Annotated in this window: 17 protein-coding genes and 1 rRNA gene; all 18 read left to right on the top strand. The window is 59.0% G+C overall.

Annotated features, from left to right (window positions below; all coding sequences use genetic code 11):
* Window positions 1-45: 45 nt before the first annotated feature.
* Window positions 46-984, top strand: coding sequence for a quinolinate synthase NadA (gene nadA / locus KJS47_RS22630; protein ID WP_213528003.1), 939 nt, complete (start codon window positions 46-48; stop codon window positions 982-984).
* A 37-nt stretch (window positions 985-1,021) separates the two neighbouring features.
* Entirely contained in the window at window positions 1,022-2,647 is a 1,626-nt protein-coding gene (gene nadB / locus KJS47_RS22625) for an L-aspartate oxidase (RefSeq protein ID WP_213528001.1), read from the top strand.
* Complete coding sequence (nadC, locus tag KJS47_RS22620) at window positions 2,628-3,497, top strand: carboxylating nicotinate-nucleotide diphosphorylase (protein ID WP_213527999.1); 870 nt, start codon at window positions 2,628-2,630, stop codon at window positions 3,495-3,497. Before nadB ends, nadC begins: the two co-directional genes overlap by 20 nt.
* On the top strand, window positions 3,494-4,261 hold the full coding sequence (locus KJS47_RS22615) for a type III pantothenate kinase (protein ID WP_213527997.1): 768 nt from the start codon (window positions 3,494-3,496) through the stop codon (window positions 4,259-4,261). The genes nadC and KJS47_RS22615 overlap by 4 nt, the downstream gene beginning before the upstream one ends.
* Window positions 4,262-4,287: 26 nt before the next feature.
* Complete coding sequence (hslO, locus tag KJS47_RS22610) at window positions 4,288-5,163, top strand: Hsp33 family molecular chaperone HslO (RefSeq protein WP_213527995.1); 876 nt, start codon at window positions 4,288-4,290, stop codon at window positions 5,161-5,163.
* A gap of 27 nt (window positions 5,164-5,190) precedes the next feature.
* Window positions 5,191-6,132 (top strand): peptidylprolyl isomerase, encoded by a 942-nt coding sequence (locus tag KJS47_RS22605; RefSeq protein WP_213527993.1) that lies wholly within the window; start codon window positions 5,191-5,193, stop codon window positions 6,130-6,132.
* Between the two features lie 137 nt (window positions 6,133-6,269).
* Entirely contained in the window at window positions 6,270-7,208 is a 939-nt protein-coding gene (gene cysK / locus KJS47_RS22600) for a cysteine synthase A (protein ID WP_213527991.1), read from the top strand.
* Window positions 7,209-7,376: 168 nt separating this feature from the next.
* Entirely contained in the window at window positions 7,377-8,972 is a 1,596-nt protein-coding gene (locus KJS47_RS22595; protein WP_374707064.1) for an anthranilate synthase component I family protein, read from the top strand.
* Window positions 8,973-9,557: an aminodeoxychorismate/anthranilate synthase component II gene (pabA, locus tag KJS47_RS22590; RefSeq protein WP_213527989.1), complete on the top strand. Its 585-nt coding sequence runs from the start codon at window positions 8,973-8,975 to the stop codon at window positions 9,555-9,557. It abuts the gene before it with no gap.
* 20 nt (window positions 9,558-9,577) lie between these two features.
* A complete protein-coding gene (locus tag KJS47_RS22585; RefSeq protein WP_213527988.1) occupies window positions 9,578-10,468 on the top strand; it encodes an aminotransferase class IV in 891 nt (296 codons plus the stop codon).
* Window positions 10,455-11,387: a dihydropteroate synthase gene (gene folP / locus KJS47_RS22580; protein ID WP_306433040.1), complete on the top strand. Its 933-nt coding sequence runs from the start codon at window positions 10,455-10,457 to the stop codon at window positions 11,385-11,387. Before KJS47_RS22585 ends, folP begins: the two co-directional genes overlap by 14 nt.
* 19 nt (window positions 11,388-11,406) lie before the next feature.
* Window positions 11,407-11,769, top strand: coding sequence for a dihydroneopterin aldolase (folB, locus tag KJS47_RS22575; protein ID WP_213527986.1), 363 nt, complete (start codon window positions 11,407-11,409; stop codon window positions 11,767-11,769).
* 2 nt (window positions 11,770-11,771) lie between these two features.
* Window positions 11,772-12,314, top strand: coding sequence for a 2-amino-4-hydroxy-6-hydroxymethyldihydropteridine diphosphokinase (folK, locus tag KJS47_RS22570; RefSeq protein ID WP_213527984.1), 543 nt, complete (start codon window positions 11,772-11,774; stop codon window positions 12,312-12,314).
* Window positions 12,266-12,496 (top strand): helix-turn-helix domain-containing protein, encoded by a 231-nt coding sequence (locus KJS47_RS22565; RefSeq protein WP_213527982.1) that lies wholly within the window; start codon window positions 12,266-12,268, stop codon window positions 12,494-12,496. The genes folK and KJS47_RS22565 overlap by 49 nt, the downstream gene beginning before the upstream one ends.
* Window positions 12,496-13,521, top strand: coding sequence for a tRNA dihydrouridine synthase DusB (gene dusB / locus KJS47_RS22560; protein WP_213527980.1), 1,026 nt, complete (start codon window positions 12,496-12,498; stop codon window positions 13,519-13,521). Before KJS47_RS22565 ends, dusB begins: the two co-directional genes overlap by 1 nt.
* Window positions 13,522-13,719: 198 nt before the next feature.
* Window positions 13,720-14,196 (top strand): transcription elongation factor GreA, encoded by a 477-nt coding sequence (greA, locus tag KJS47_RS22555; RefSeq protein ID WP_213527978.1) that lies wholly within the window; start codon window positions 13,720-13,722, stop codon window positions 14,194-14,196.
* Between the two features lie 140 nt (window positions 14,197-14,336).
* Window positions 14,337-15,833: a lysine--tRNA ligase gene (lysS, locus tag KJS47_RS22550; RefSeq protein WP_213527976.1), complete on the top strand. Its 1,497-nt coding sequence runs from the start codon at window positions 14,337-14,339 to the stop codon at window positions 15,831-15,833.
* A 394-nt stretch (window positions 15,834-16,227) separates the two neighbouring features.
* Window positions 16,228-16,352, top strand: a 16S ribosomal RNA gene (locus tag KJS47_RS22545); the annotation flags it as partial.

The raw sequence follows: 16,352 nt of genomic DNA, 5'->3' as shown, positions 1-16,352 counted from the left end.
AAATTAGGTGGTAACTTGTGAACCTAGGGAAGGAAGGATACTTGCATGGAGGCCTTGGCTCTCGCCAGAAAAGAAGAGCAGAACCGGGAGTTGAAGGAACGCATCCTTCAACTGAAGAAGGAAAGAAACGCTATCATTCTCGCGCATTATTACCAGAGAGATGAGATCCAGGAAGTCGCCGATTTCCGCGGCGATTCGTTCCTCCTTGCCCAAAAAGCGGCCACGACCGACGCCGATGTCATTGTGTTCTGCGGGGTTCATTTTATGGGGGAGAGCGCCAAAATCCTCGCTCCCGGGAAGACCGTCATCATCCCTGACGAGCGCGCCGGCTGCCCGATGGCCGACATGGTGAACGTCGACGGATTGAAAGCGCTGAAGGCCCAGCATCCGAACGCCAAAGTTGTCGCTTATATCAACACCTCCGCCGACGTCAAAGCCGAAACCGACATCTGCTGCACGTCCGCGAACGCGATCAAAGTGATCGAATCGGTAGACGCGGAGGAGATCATCTGGGTACCGGATAAAAATTTGGGCGACTATGTGTCTAAATTCACAGATAAGAAAATGATCCTGTGGGAGGGCTACTGCAACACTCACGACATGCTCACGGTCAAGGATGTCGAGGAAATGAAAGCCCAGTATCCGAACGCCCAGTTCGTGGTGCATCCCGAATGCCGGCCGGAGGTTGTCGCAATGGGCGACTTCGTCGGCAGCACGACGGGGATTATCAAATATTGCAAGGAATCCGATTGCCAAGAATTCATCGTCGGCACCGAGGACGGAACCGGGTATCAGCTTCGTCTCGACAGTCCGAACAAGAAGTTCCACTTCGCGACCAAATATCTTGTCTGCCCCAACATGAAGGTCAACAATCTGAAGAAGGTCGTCCGGTGTCTGGAGACGCTGTCTCCCGAAATTTACGTTCCGCCGCAAGTTGCAGATCAAGCAAGATTGTCGTTAGAGCGCATGCTGCTGGTTAAGTAGCATGCGCTACTCCTTCTTATAAGGGCAGGTGGGGGCGATGATTCCCCGGTACTTGATTGATGAGGATTGGGCGCGGCTGCCCTCTTATCAGGCCGAAGTGATCGTGGTGGGCGTGGGCATCGCCGGACTATTCACGGCAATCCGCGCGGCCGAGACCGCCAAGGTTTTGCTGATTACCAAAAAATCGCTCATGGACAGCAATACGCGTTATGCGCAGGGCGGCATCGCCGCCGTCATCTCGAAGGAAGACTCTCCGGTCTATCATCGGGAGGATACGCTCCATGCAGGAGCGGGTCTATGCGATCCCGCCGCGGTCGATGTTCTCGTGGAGGAAGGACCGCAGGGCGTCTGGGATCTGATCGAGCTGGGTACCCAATTCGACCGGGAGAACGGAGAGCTGGCGCTAACCAAGGAAGGCGCGCACAGCCGGCGCCGGATTCTGCATGCCAACGGCGATGCGACCGGCTACGAGATCGTGCGGGCGCTCTCCGAGAAAGCGGCCGCCCATCCGAATATCGAGGTGTGGGAGGAGCATTTTGCCATCGACCTTCTCACGGATGAGGACGAATGCCTCGGCGTGCTCGTCCAAAAGCCCGACGGCTCGCGGGTTACCGTGCTTGGCAAGGCGACCATCCTGTGCAGCGGCGGAACCGGCCAGCTGTACCGGTATACGACCAATCCGGCCGTCGCGACCGGCGACGGCATCGCCATGGCCTACCGGGCCGGCGCTGCCGTCCGCGACATGGAGTTCGTTCAATTCCATCCGACCGCTCTTGTTTATCCGGGGGCGCCGCGGTTCTTGATCTCCGAAGCGCTTCGCGGCGAAGGTGCCGTGCTGCGCAACATTCACGGCGAGCGGTTCATGGACCGCTACGATCTTCAGGCTGAGCTTGCTCCCCGGGATATTGTGGCGCGCGCGATTGTCAGCGAGATGGAGAAGACGCGGTCCACGTATGTGTATATCGACATTACGCACGAGACCGAGGAGATGGTCAAACACCGGTTCCCTACCATCTACCAGACCTGTCTGGAATATGGGCTTGATCTTGCCACGGACTGGATTCCGGTCGCGCCCGCGGCTCATTACATGATGGGCGGCATCGCTACCGATCTGCATGGCGAGACGACGATCCGCCGGCTGTTCGCCTGCGGCGAGGTGTCGTCGACCGGCGTCCATGGCGCGAATCGGCTGGCGAGCAACTCGCTCTCCGAAGCGATCGTCTTCGGGCGCCGCATTGTCGAGCGGATCCGGGGACTGGAGCCGCATGGGCGCTCGCTCTATCCTGCTTCGGGAACGCCGCGATCGGAGCACCCAAGGCAGGCGTTCATCGAGAAGCGGCTCAAGCTGCAGAAGATCATGCTGCGGCATGTCGGTGTGAACCGGACGGCGGAGGGGCTTGTTAAAGGACTCGAGGAGCTGAAGCGCCAGCTGCCGATTTTCGATTGCTGCCTGACCAAACGGGAAGAGTATGAGTTCGCGAACCTGCTCACCTGCGCGCTCTTGACGACCAGCGGTGCGCTCAGTCGGGAGGAAAGCCGAGGCGGGCATTACCGGGAAGACTTCCCGGAGCGGGACGACCGGACCTGGTTCAAGCATCTTACCTTTACAAGGGAAAATGGCTTAAGAGAGGAAGCGATTCTCGATGTTGTGGGAGCGGAATGAAACCTTTTTGGCGCAAATTCGTCAATGGCTACAGGAAGATATTGGCAGCGGGGATATCACCACGATGACGACCATTCCGGCCGATAGCCGGTCCCGCGGCATTCTTCATATGAAGGAAGACGGTATCCTGGTCGGCCTGCCGGTCGCCGAAGCGGTATTCCGCGTCGTGGATCCTTCGCTCAAGTTTGAGGCCAGAGTCGAGGAAGGGAGCCCGGTGACCAAAGGAACGGTCATCGCCGAGGTGGAGGGCAGCACCGCGAGCATCTTGACGGGCGAGCGGCTCGCGCTTAATCTGCTGCAGCGCATGTCGGGCATCGCCACGCGCACCCGTCAGTTCGTAGACCGGTTGGAAGGACTACCGGTCCGTCTGGTCGACACCCGCAAGACGACGCCGGGCCACCGGCAGCTTGAGAAATATGCCGTCCGCGTAGGCGGCGGGCATAACCACCGGTTCGGCCTGTACGACGCCGTCATGATCAAGGACAATCACATCATCGGAGCGGGCGGCATATCGGCGGCGATCCGGGCGGCCCGTGCGAACATTCCGCACACGATGAAGATCGAGGTGGAAGTCGAGAACCACGAACAGCTCGAGGAGGCGCTCGCGGCGGGGCCGGACATCATCATGCTCGACAACATGAAGCCCGCCGACATGAAGGAAGCGGTCAGCCGCATCAAGAGCGCCGCGCCTTATGTGATCGTGGAGGCTTCGGGCTCCGTGTCGCTGGAGACCATCCGGACGATTGCCGAGACCGGGGTGGACGTTATCTCGGTGGGGCGTCTCACGTATTCGGTGCCGGCGCTTGACATCAGCCTGGACCTCAATCAGCGAAAGGGGAGCCTGGCATGATTCTCGTCGTCGATGTAGGCAACACGAATATCGTGCTGGGCCTCTACAAAGGACGGGAGCTCCTTCACCATTGGCGGCTCAGCACGAATCGGGCGGCGACCACCGACGAATACGGGATCATGGTCTACAATCTGTTCCAGCACGCCGGGCTTCGACTGGACGACGTGGAAGGGGTCATCATTTCCTCCGTTGTGCCTCCGCTTATGTTTGTGCTTGAGCAGCTCTGTTTAAACTATATTAAGAAGGAACCGCTTATCGTCGGGCCCGGCATCAAGACGGGGCTCAACATCCGCTCGGACAATCCGCGCGAGGTAGGGGCGGACCGCATCGTCAACGCTGTGGCGGGCATCGAATTGTACGGCACACCGCTTATTATCGTCGATTTTGGGACGGCTACAACGTTCTGCTATATCGACGCGAATGCCAGGTACATAGGGGGAGCGATCGCTCCCGGCGTTAACATATCGACCGAGGCTTTGTATCAGCGGGCCGCAAAGCTGCCACGCATCGAGCTGGTGAAGCCTAGGAGCCCGGTTGGGCGGAACACGGTTTCGTCCATGCAGGCGGGCATTATCTACGGCTTCGCCGGACAGGTCGACGGCATAGTCGGCCGCATTCGGGAAGAATACAAGGTGTCGCCCCGCGTCGTAGCGACTGGCGGGATGGCCGAGCTGATCGCGGACGAATCCCGCACAATCGACCTGGTGAATCCGCTGCTGACACTGCAGGGACTTCAGCTGCTGTACGAGCGCAACACCACTTAACCTACTTGACAGAAAAGAGTGATGACATGAACGATACGCTGCTTCGCGCCACCGCCCTGGGCGGAAAGGTGCGGGCATTCGCCATCCGTACGACCGAGCTCGTTCAGGAGCTGCACAGACGGCACCAGACGATGCCGACGGCCACGGCCGCTCTTGGCCGGACCGTTACTGCCGCAGCCATGATGGGCGCTATGCTCAAAGGGGAAGAGAAGCTGACGATCCAGGTGAAGGGCGGGGGGCCGATCGGACAGATCGTCGCCGACGCCAACGCCAAAGGAGAGGTGCGCGGCTACGTGGACCATCCGGAGGTGGATCTCCCTCTGAACGCCATAGGCAAGCTGGATGTGGCGGGTGCGGTTGGACGCGACGGATTTTTGTATGTAATCAAGGATCTTGGACTCAAGGAGCCTTATCGCGGCAGTACGCCGATCGTCTCGGGCGAGCTGGGCGAGGATTTCACCTATTACTTCGCCAAGTCCGAGCAGACTCCGTCGGCAGTTGCTCTCGGGGTGCTGGTCGACGTCGATCTCTCCGTGCGAGCGGCCGGGGGCTTCATCATTCAGCTGCTGCCGGGCCTCTCGGATGACGAAATCTCCGAGCTCGACACCAAGCTGGCGGCCCTTCCTCCAATTACGACCCTGCTCGACAGCGGCAAGTCGCTGGAGGACATTCTGGGAACGCTGCTGGAGGATGTGGAGATTCTGGACCGGATGGAGATCCGGTTTCAGTGTAAATGCTCGCGTGACCGCGTCGAGCAGACTTTGATCAGCCTGGGCCGGCAGGAGATCGAAGCGCTTGTGGAGGAGGATCGTCCGGCAGAGGTGGTCTGCCACTTCTGCAACGAAGCGTATAACTTTTCCAAGGAGGACTTGACCGAACTGCTGAGCCAGCTGGAGAGATAGGAACGGATGAGGTAGAGGGAGAGAACCATGAGAAATGTGAAGCTGTTGTGGGGAATAATCGCTGTTCTGCTGCTCAGCGTAGCGGGACTGTCGGTAGCGGCCTTCTCCAGCCCTTCCGCCAGTCCATCCAAGCCTCCGGAGGAGACGCCCGCTCCGTCGGACCAGCTGGTGGCCAAGATAGGGAACCGCGCCCTGCTGCGCAGCGAGCTGGAGGAGAAGCTGCTGAGCCGCTACGGCCAGGAGCTGCTTGGCCAAATGATCGATCGCCAGGTCATCAGCATGGAGGCCGACGAGACGGGGCTCAAGCTGAGCGAGCAGGAGATCAAGGACGAGGTCGCCCGGATGAGCCAGGGCTACGAGAGCGAAGAGAAATACTACAGCGCCATGAAGGACCAGCTTGGCATGACCAAAGAAGAGCTACTAGAGGACGTCCGCTACAAGCTGCTGCTGGAGAAGCTGGCGACGCGCCAGATTACGGTGACCGACAAGGAAATCGACGACTACCTGCAGGCCCACAAGGAAGAATACGAGGATACCGTCCAGCTGCGCATTTCCCAGATCATCAACGACACGCTGGACAACGCGAACCGCACGATCAGTCTGGCGAGAAACGGCCGGGATTTCGCCGAGCTGGCCAAGGAGCGGTCGATCGACGAGGCGACCCGTACCGACGGTGGGGATCTCGGATGGCTGGACGAGAACGACCCGTTTCTCCCCGACGGGATAAAGAAAGCGGCCCGCGGACTCAAGAAGGGGGAAATCAGCCCCAAGCCGATTCCGCTGGAGAAGGGATACGCGGTGATCAAGCTGACCGACCGGCAGGAGATTTCCAAAGGGCCCAAAGAAAAGATAAGAGATTCGGCCCGCCAGCATATCGCGCTGCAGAAAGCCCCTCCGCTGAGGGAGTTTCTCGACGAATTGCGCAAGAAGAGAAATACAGTCATCTATCAGGAGACGCTACGTTCGTAAGGACGGGAAGACGGTCTCCTTTTTTGCGAAAAAGCCCGGCGGGGAAGGGACGATCTTGACTTTCCTTACGGGGATTGATAAGATGAAAGCATGAAAACCAACTGAATTAGTCGGATATATACGGGAGGGACAGGAATATGGCAAAGCTCGTGCAATCCATCACGCAATTGATCGGGGATACCCCGCTTGTCAGGCTGAATCGGGTAGTGCCGGAGGATTCCGCTGAGATTTATCTGAAGCTGGAATTCCAGAATCCGGGCGCAAGCGTGAAGGACCGGATCGCCATCGCCATGGTGGAAGCGGCAGAGAAGGAAGGCAAGCTGAAGCCCGGGGCGACGATCGTCGAGCCGACGAGCGGCAACACGGGGATCGGCCTGGCCATGGTCTCGGCGGCCAAAGGCTATAAGGCGATTCTGGTCATGCCCGAGACGATGAGCATGGAACGGCGCAACCTGCTGAAAGCCTACGGCGCGGAGATCGTGCTGACACCTGGGTCCGAGGGGATGAAGGGAGCGATCCGTAAGGCGGAGGAGCTCGTTGAGGCGAATCCGGATTACTTCATGCCGCAGCAGTTCAAGAACGAAGCGAACGTGCAGGTGCATACCGCGACCACCGGACCGGAGATTGTGGAAGCGATTCAGGGGCATGACGGCAAGCTCGACGCATTCGTCGCCGGCGTCGGAACGGGCGGCACCATCTCGGGAGCCGGCAAAGTGCTCAAGGAGCATTTTCCGAACGTCCGCATCGTGGCGGTCGAGCCGTCCGCGTCGCCGGTTCTGTCGGGAGGCAAGCCGGGCCCGCACAAGATTCAGGGCATCGGTGCCGGCTTCGTACCGGACATTCTCGATACGGACGTCTACGACGAGATCATCCTGGTCGACAATGAGGACGCGTTCGCCACGGCCCGCCAAGTGGCCAAGGAAGAAGGCATTCTCGGCGGCATTTCGTCCGGTGCAGCGATCTTCGCCGCTCTCAAGGTGGCCAAGGAGCTGGGCAAGGGCAAGCGCGTCGTCGCTATTATTCCGAGCAACGGCGAGCGGTACCTGAGCACCCCGCTGTACCAGTTCGAAGATTAATAGCAAGAATAGACACAGGTGCGGAACCGGCCGCCGGCTTGCCGGAGCAGGCGCGGCGGTCGCCGCATCGCACCTACAAGCCCCAGAGAACTGGGGCTTTTTTTCTTACTGGGACATCGGTATACTTAAAACCAAATTCATGACAGTGAACGAAGGAGCAGGCGGCGGGTGAGCGAGAGAACGACTTGGGAACAATGGCTCGCATGGCGGGAGCACTATACGATGCTTCCCTATGCCGAGACGCGGGAATTGGCGGCGGGAGAGGACCGTCCTGCCGATTGGGCAGAGGCCTGGCGGGAGGCGGGAGCAGCCTCCTTCGTCCTGGAGAGCGGCAAGGATGGGCGGTATACCTTTCTCGGGCTTTCCCCCTGCTCCCTGCTCGAGGGAACGGCCGATCAAGCCGTCGTGACGGAAGCCGCCACGGGGCTGCGCGAGGTGTGGGAGGAGGCGCCGCTCGCAGCCATACGGCGGTGGCTGGCCCCGTTTCGCTCGCCGCGTGTAGAGGGGCTACCCAAGTTCGCCGGCGGCTGCGTCGGCATGCTGGGCTACGATGTCGCGCGCTCGCTCGAGCGGCTGCCCGAAGCGGCGGCCGACGATCTGGGGATTCCGATGTATTCGCTGGTCCGGCTCGAGGAACTGTGGGTGATCGACCATCAAGAAAAGAGGCTCTACGCTGTCGTCCATACCCCGTGGACCGAGGGGGACGGAGACGAGGCGTCCGAAGTCGAGCGGCTGCGCCAGCTATACGCGCAGGCCGGTGAGCGGGCCAGCCGAATGCTGCGCAAGTGGGAAGCGATCGCGGCCGGATCGGAGGTGTCAGGCGCCTCCCGGGAGCGGAGGCTGCGCCTGCTGGCGGAACGAGGGAGCAAGCTCCGGGAGACGGACGTTGCAGCGGACAAACGGGTGCCTTCGTTCAGCCAGACAGAGTTCGAGGAGGCTGTGCGCCGCATCCAGGCGTATATCGCCGGCGGTGACGTCTTTCAGGTGAACCTGTCAGTGCGGCAGAGCCTGCCCCTAGAGGGACGTCCGGAGGAGCTGTACGAGTGGCTGCGGCTCATCAATCCTTCGCCCTATATGGGACTGCTGCGGCTCCCGGGCTTCCAGCTGGTCTCCGGTTCGCCGGAGCTGCTCGTCTCGCTGAACGGGACGCAGGTGAGCACGCGCCCGATTGCGGGGACGAGGCCGCGGGGGGCGGATGCCGAGGAGGACGAGCGGCTCGCCCGGGAGCTGCTCGCGAACGAGAAGGAGCGGGCGGAGCACATCATGCTCGTCGATCTCGAACGTAACGACCTTGGCCGCATCAGCCGGTACGGCTCCGTCCGGGTGGACGAGCTGATGGTCATCGAGCGGTATTCTCATGTGATGCATCTCGTCTCGGAGGTACGGGGCGAGCTGGCGGACGGGCGGGATGCGTTCGACGTTATCGCGGCGACGTTCCCCGGAGGAACCATCACGGGGGCGCCCAAAATCCGCACGATGGAGATTATCGAAGAGCTGGAGCCGGTGCGGCGGGGGCCTTATACGGGCTCCGTCGGCTGGATTGACTACAATGGCAATATGGACTTAAATATAGTTATCCGAACGCTGCTCGTGACCGGAACGACGGGGCATGTCCAGGCGGGAGCCGGCATCGTCATCGATTCGGATCCTTCCCGCGAATATGCCGAATCCATTGGCAAGGCCAAGGCGATCTGGAAGGCGATCGGGATGGAAGAGCTGGAGAGGCTTGCGCTGCAGACAGCTTCACACAAGGGGGACGCTTGAATGATACTCGTCATCGACAATTTCGATTCCTTTACGTACAACCTGGTTCAGTATCTCGGAGAACTGGGAGAGGAAGTGACCGTGCGGCGCAACAACGAGGTCGATCTCGACGGCATCGAGGCGCTGCGGCCGGATCACATCCTGATTTCGCCCGGTCCGTGCACGCCGAACGAAGCGGGGATTAGTCTCGCCCTGATCGAACGGTTCAAGGGCCTGATTCCGATCCTCGGCGTCTGCCTGGGCCATCAGTCGATTGGCCAGGCGTTCGGCGGCGAGGTCGTGCGGGCCGAGCGGCTTATGCACGGCAAGACCTCTCCGATCCGCCACGACGGCAGGACGGTATTCGAGGGCCTGCCGAACCCGTTCACCGCGACGCGCTACCATTCGCTCGTGGTCAAGAGGGAGACGCTGCCCGACTGCCTCGAGATCAGCGCCGAGACGGAGGATGGGGAGATCATGGGATTCCGGCATAAGGAATACCCGATCGAGGGCGTGCAATTCCACCCCGAATCCATCATGACCGACCACGGCCACCAGCTACTGCGCAACTTTCTCAAAAGCAGCCGGCAGACGATCGGCGGATAAGCCGGAACGGGGCGGGACGAATGAAGATTTGGTGGAACGATAAACTTGTAGAAGAAGAACAAGCCGTGGTCTCTGTTTACGATCACGGCTTTCTTTACGGCATGGGGCTTTTTGAAACCTTCCGCACGTATGGTGGGAAGCCGTTTTTGCTGCGGTTGCATCTAGAGAGGCTTGCGGGCGGCTGCCGCACGCTCGGCATTTGTTACCAGCCGGACGAGCTCAAGCTGCGCGAGGCAGTCACCATGCTGCTCGAGGCGAACGGGTGGGAGGACGGCTACTTCCGCTTTACGGTGACGGCCGGACGGGAGGCGCTCGGTCTACCTGCCGGAGATTACGAGCAGCCTACCGTCCTCCTGTATGCCAAGCCTCTCCCGGCATCAGCCCGTTTCGAGGAGCGGGCCAGAGCGATTCAGCGGCTGGAGACGCCCCGCAATACGCCTGAGGGCGGCGTCAGGCTCAAATCGCTTCATTATATGAACAATCTTCTGGGCAAACGGGAGCTGGCTCAATATCCATGGGCGGCGGGTGCCGAGGGAGTATTTCTGGACCGCGAGGGCCGGCTGGCGGAAGGAATCGTCAGCAATCTGTTTTATGTACAAGACGGAGAGGTGAGGACCCCTTCCTTGGACACAGGAGTATTACCCGGCATTACTCGAGAATGCATATTGGAGATTTGCGAGGAACAGGGTATCCCTTGGCGGGAGGTATTGGCGGACTGGGACGAGCTGCTGGAAGCCGAAGAAGTGTTCCTGACGAATTCGATTCAGGAGCTGGTCCCCGTCCATCGGCTTTATGAGGGGGATGGAACCGCGCGAAAGCCCAGGCTCCCTGCCCCCGGACCGGTGACGAGCAGGCTCTATGCCCATTACACCAAGAGAATTGGGGAGGAATGCCGAGATGGATGGCGATAAGACGAAGATGATCGAGCAGTCTCTTCGCGCAGGAGGAGAGAACAGTCGGACGGCCGGAGCGGAGCGGCACGGGGGGAGCGCTCCCGGCGGCCGCCGCAGCCTGGCCTGCAGGGGCAAGGAGCTACCGCTCGGTGAGCGGACGCTCATCATGGGCATTTTGAACGTGACGCCGGATTCCTTCTCGGACGGAGGGCGCTACAATAAGCTGGAGGCAGCCGTCTCCCGCGCCCGCCAGCTTGTCGAGGAAGGGGCCGACATCATTGACATAGGCGGGGAGTCGACGCGGCCCGGCTTCGAGCCGCTCTCGCTAGAAGAGGAACTGGAGCGGGTTGTTCCGATCATTGAGGCGCTGGCCCGTGAGGTGGACGTGGTTCTCTCGGTCGATACCTACAAGGCGGAAGTGGGCAGACGCGCACTGGAGGCTGGCGCCCATATGCTGAATGATATCTGGGGCTGTAAGCTGGACCCCGAGATGGCGAAGGTCGCCGCGGCAACAGGCAGTCCGATTATTTTGATGCATAACCGAACAAATACGGATTATACGGACTTTTTGACCGATGTACGTCGCGATCTTCTCGAGAGTGTGGATATTGCGCGCCGGGCGGGCGTGCTGGGCGAACAGATCGTGCTGGACCCGGGCATCGGGTTCGTGAAGAGCCACGAGCAGAATCTCGAGCTGATCGGCCGCCTCGATAGCTTGGCGGAGCTTGGCTATCCGATCCTCCTGGGCACGTCGCGCAAGCGGGTGATTCGGCACACGCTGAATCTGCCGGTCGACCAGCTGGTGGAAGGGACAGTCGCGACGACCGTGCTGGGCATCGCCCAGGGCTGCCAGATCGTCCGGGTTCACGACGTAGCGGCGAACAAGCGGGCGGCAGTCATGGCGGATGCGATTTTGCGCGAGGCGCGCGGGAATTGACGGGAAGGAGTTGGGCGAGATGGATATCATGAAGATGACAGGGATGGAGTTTTACGGCTATCACGGTGTGTTTCCGGAAGAGAATAAGCTGGGCCAACGCTTTGGCGTCGATCTCGAGCTGTTCCTTCCATTAGATGAGGCGGGGCGGAGCGATCGGCTGGAAGACACAATCAATTACGCCGAGATTTATCAAACCGTCAAAAAGCTGGTGGAACAGGAAACCTTTCAACTGATCGAGGCACTAGCTGAACATATTGCATCTGTGCTGCTCCAAACTTATACTAGTATCAATGAATTGACGGTGAGGGTCATCAAGCCCCATCCTCCGTTCGACATCAAGTTTGACGGAGTCACCGTGGAGATTCATAGAAAGCGGTCTTGACCATGAAAGTTGCTGACACGACACTGCACCGCGCCTTTATCGGGCTCGGTTCAAATATGGGCGATCGCGGGGCGTACTTAGCGCAGGCTCTGCGTCAGCTTGGCGAGCATCCCGGCATCTGCGTGGAGAGCTGCTCCCGTGTTTACGAGACCGACCCGGTCGGTTTCGTCGAGCAGGGAGCTTTTCTCAATATGGTGGCGCGGCTTGCGACCGGTCTGTCGCCGCTCGCTCTTCTGGATGTGCTCCAGGAGACGGAGGCACGGCTGGGCCGCAAGCGCGAGATTCGCTGGGGCCCCCGGACGATTGACCTTGATTTGCTGCTGTACGACAAACTTCAGCTGGAGACTGAGCGGCTGCTGCTGCCTCACCCGCGGATGGGAGAACGGGCCTTTGTCCTGGTCCCTCTCGCCGATGTGGCGGACATAAGCCCCGAAGGACCCGAAGCTTGGCTCGCGCATGCCTTAGAGGAAGTGGAAGGAAAGGAAGGGATATCGCTATGGAAAAATTCGATTTGGCCCCCCGGATCCGGGCCTTCCGCAAATTAAAAGGCTATACCCAAACCGAGCTGGCCGAGAAGATGGGAGTTTCGGTCTCCATCATCGGCGCTATTGAACGAGGCACCCGGCACGCGGATGCGAAGACGCTGAACCGAATTGCCGAAGTGCTGGGACTGGACCCGGACGAGATTGGGACACCGGGCTCCGCCCGAAAGGAGTGGAATTCATAATGTTGAAAATAGGCAACGTAGTTGCTAAAAATAATGTTGTGCTTGCCCCGATGGCAGGCGTCTGCAACCCGGCCTTCCGGCTGATTGCCAAGGAATTCGGGACCGGGCTTGTCTGCGCCGAGATGGTAAGCGACAAGGCTATCGTGCATGGGAATTCGCGCACCAAAGAAATGTTGTTCGTCGACGAGCGGGAGAAGCCGCTCAGCCTTCAGATCTTCGGAGGCGACGTGGAGACGCTGGTCGAGGCCGCCAAGGTAGTGGACCAGCAGACGAATGCGGACATCATTGACATCAATATGGGCTGCCCGGTTCCGAAGATCATCAAATCGGACGCCGGCGCGCGCTGGCTGCTGGACCCGGGCCGGATCGAGCATATGGTCTCGAAGGTCGTGGCGGCGGTATCCAAGCCGGTCACCGTCAAGATGCGGATCGGCTGGGACGACGACCATATCTATGTGCTGGACAACGCCAAGGCAGTCGAGAACGGCGGCGGCTCCGCCGTAGCGGTGCACGGCCGTACGCGCGTGCAGATGTATAGCGGCAAGGCGAATTGGGATATTATTAAGGAAGTGAAGCAGCACGTCTCGATTCCGGTCATTGGCAACGGGGATGTAGTCACGCCCGAGGACGCCAAGCGGATGCTCGATACGACGGGCTGCGACGGCGTGATGATCGGACGGGGAGCGCTTGGCAACCCGTGGATGCTGTACCGGACCGTGCAATATTTAACCAGCGGTGAATTGCCGGCAGAGCCGGCAGCGGAAGAGAAAATCCGCATCGCCATCCTTCATATGGACCGTCTGATCGCGCTCAAGGGTGAGCAGGTAGCCGTCAAGGAGATGCGCAAGCATATGGCTTGGTACTTGAAGGGGCTGTCGGGCGCGGCACGGGTGAAGGACAGTATTATGGAGCTGACCGAACGGGACGCCATGGTTCGGATTCTGGAGGAATATGTAGCGAAGCTGAACGACCCCGAGGAGACCGAAGCCGAGTCGCAAAGCCCTTCTGCAGCCTTGCTGCACTAGGGTTTTCGCCGCATTCGGTTCGATTGACATTTGTATGGGGTTGAAATATAATCAGGCAATAACCTGAGCCGGAGAACGGCCGGGACGCTTCGTATTTAACGAATTTACACCTTTTGAGACAGACTGGACGCTCACCCGCGGTGGCGAGCATAGAGAATTCGTTGCCCCAATCTTTCACATGACAGGAGATTAGGAAGCATGAGCGAAAAAGAAGTCATCCTCACCCAAGAGGGCCTTAAGAAACTTGAAGAAGAACTCGAAAACTTGAAATCCGTCAAGCGCCGGGAAGTCGCCGAGCGGATCAAGATTGCCATCGGTTACGGCGATATCAGCGAGAACTCCGAATATGAAGATGCGAAGAACGAGCAAGCGTTTATCGAGGGCCGCATCATCACGCTCGAGAAGATGCTCCGCAACGCCCGCATCATCAACAACGACGAAGTGGATACCGAGACGGTTAGCATTGGCTCGATCGTGACGCTTAAGGATGTGGAGTTTAACGACACCGTCGAATATACAATCGTGGGCACCGCCGAGTCGGACCCTTCGCAGAACAAGATTTCCAACGAAAGCCCGGTAGGCCGAGCCATTCTCGGCAAGAAGAAAGGCTCCCAGGTGGATGTCAGCGTACCGGCCGGTATCATCCAATACCAAATTATCGACATCAAAAAATAACCGATGCGACCTAGAGACTTATGAAAAAAGCTTCCGTCGGAAGCTTTTTTCTTTAGAAACGCGGCCGGACCCCTCGACGCAAGCGAGATTGGTTCGGGGCGGGAAGCAGGATCAGGGACGATCGAAGGAGATGAGAGCGCGTGAGCGAGGAACTGGAATTAAATGAATTGTTGGTGATCCGGCGCAACAAGCTGGACGAGCTGCGGGACCTTGGTGTGGACCCGTTCGGGGCCAAGTATGTCCGGACGCATACGGCCAAGGACATTTTGGAGGCGAATGAAGGGCTGTCCAAGGAAGAGCTGGAGGAGAAGGAAGTCAAGGTAAGTCTTGCCGGCCGGATTATGCAGAAGCGGGGAATGGGCAAGGCGTCCTTCGCGCATATTCAGGATTTGTCGGGCAAGATTCAGATCTACGTTCGCCTGGACTCCGTGCCCGAGAACGAATATAAGGCATTCGATATTCTCGATATCGGCGACCTTGTAGGCGTCGAGGGCACCGTCTTCAAGACTAAGACCGGGGAAACCACAGTCAAGGCTTCCTCCGTCACCGTTTTGTCCAAATCGCTATATCCGCTGCCCGACAAGTTCCATGGTCTCAAGGACGTCGAAATGCGCTATCGCCAGCGTTATGTCGACCTGATCATGAGCGAAGACGTCAGACAGACGTTCCTGCTGCGCTCCCGCATTATCCAGTCGATGCGTCGGTACCTGGACGGGCATGGGTATCTGGAGGTGGAAACGCCTACCCTTCATACGATTGCGGGGGGCGCCGCCGCACGTCCGTTCATTACGCACCATAACGCTCTCGATATGGAGCTGTATATGAGGATCGCCATCGAGCTGCATCTGAAGCGGCTCATTGTCGGCGGACTCGAAAAGGTATACGAAATCGGTCGGGTGTACCGGAACGAGGGCGTCTCGACTCGCCATAACCCCGAGTTCACCATGATGGAGCTGTATGAGGCGTATGCCGACTACAAAGACATTATGGAGCTTACCGAGAACCTGATCGCGCATATCGCTCAGGAGGTTTTGGGCACGACGAAGATTACCTACCAGGAGCAGGAGATCGATCTGTCTCCGTCTTGGCGCCGTATCTCGATGGTCGATGCCATCAAGGAAGTCAAGGGCATCGACTTCAGCGTCAACATGTCGGACGAGGAAGCTATCGCACTCGCCAAGGAACATAACGTTCCGGTGGAGCCGGGCATGACCTTCGGCCATATCGTCAACCAGTTCTTCGAAGCGTTCGTTGAGGAAACGCTGATTCAGCCTACCTTCATTACGGGGCATCCCGTCGCCATCTCGCCGCTTGCCAAAAAGAATGAGCAGGATCCACGGTTTACCGACCGCTTCGAGCTGTTCATCGTGGCGCGCGAGCATGCCAACGCGTTCACCGAGCTGAACGACCCGATCGATCAGCGGGAGCGGTTCGAAGCGCAGCTGCGCGAGCGTGAATTCGGCAACGACGAAGCCCACCTGATGGATGAGGACTTCATCCGGGCACTGGAATACGGCATGCCGCCTACAGGCGGACTCGGGATCGGCATCGACCGGCTCATTATGCTGCTGACCGATTCTCCTTCGATCCGCGACGTTCTGCTCTTCCCGACCATGCGGGACAGACAGCTGGACTAACTTTAGACGAACTTGCATCAAAAAAAAGCGCCGTCCGGCGCTTTTTTTTGTTGCCGGACAACCGATGCTGCCAGGCTGGGTAAACTGGAAACGAGAAGCAGCAAATTAAGGGTTGCATTTCTTTCGGGGTGTGTGCTATATTATTAAAGTCGCCTTCGGGGATAACGAAGCGCGGCGGGGACAAAGTCCTCAAGCAACATGCCCTTTGAAAACTGAACAACGAGTGAGTAATTTAAGCCAGCGCAGTGCGGTTTTCGAACCCATTGCAACTGTTTGAACAAATGAGCGAATCGCTCTTTCTTTAAAACGCCTTTGCCCTTGGGTTTTACCCGGGGCCCCCGAAAAGTACTCGGAATACGCTGCGAAGCTGTTCTTCACTTTTTGGGGTGGCTCTTTTATGGAGAGTTTGATCCTGGCTCAGGACGAACGCTGGCGGCGTGCCTAATACATGCAAGTCGAGCGGAGTTGAGGAGAAGCTTGCTTCTCTGATGCTTAGCGGCGGACGGGTGAGTAACACGT

Source organism: Paenibacillus sp. J31TS4 (assembly GCF_018403265.1).
Lineage (GTDB): Bacteria > Bacillota > Bacilli > Paenibacillales > NBRC-103111 > J31TS4.
The sequence above is the reverse complement of the archived record's forward strand: the minus strand, read 5'-3'. Positions and strand labels throughout refer to the sequence as shown.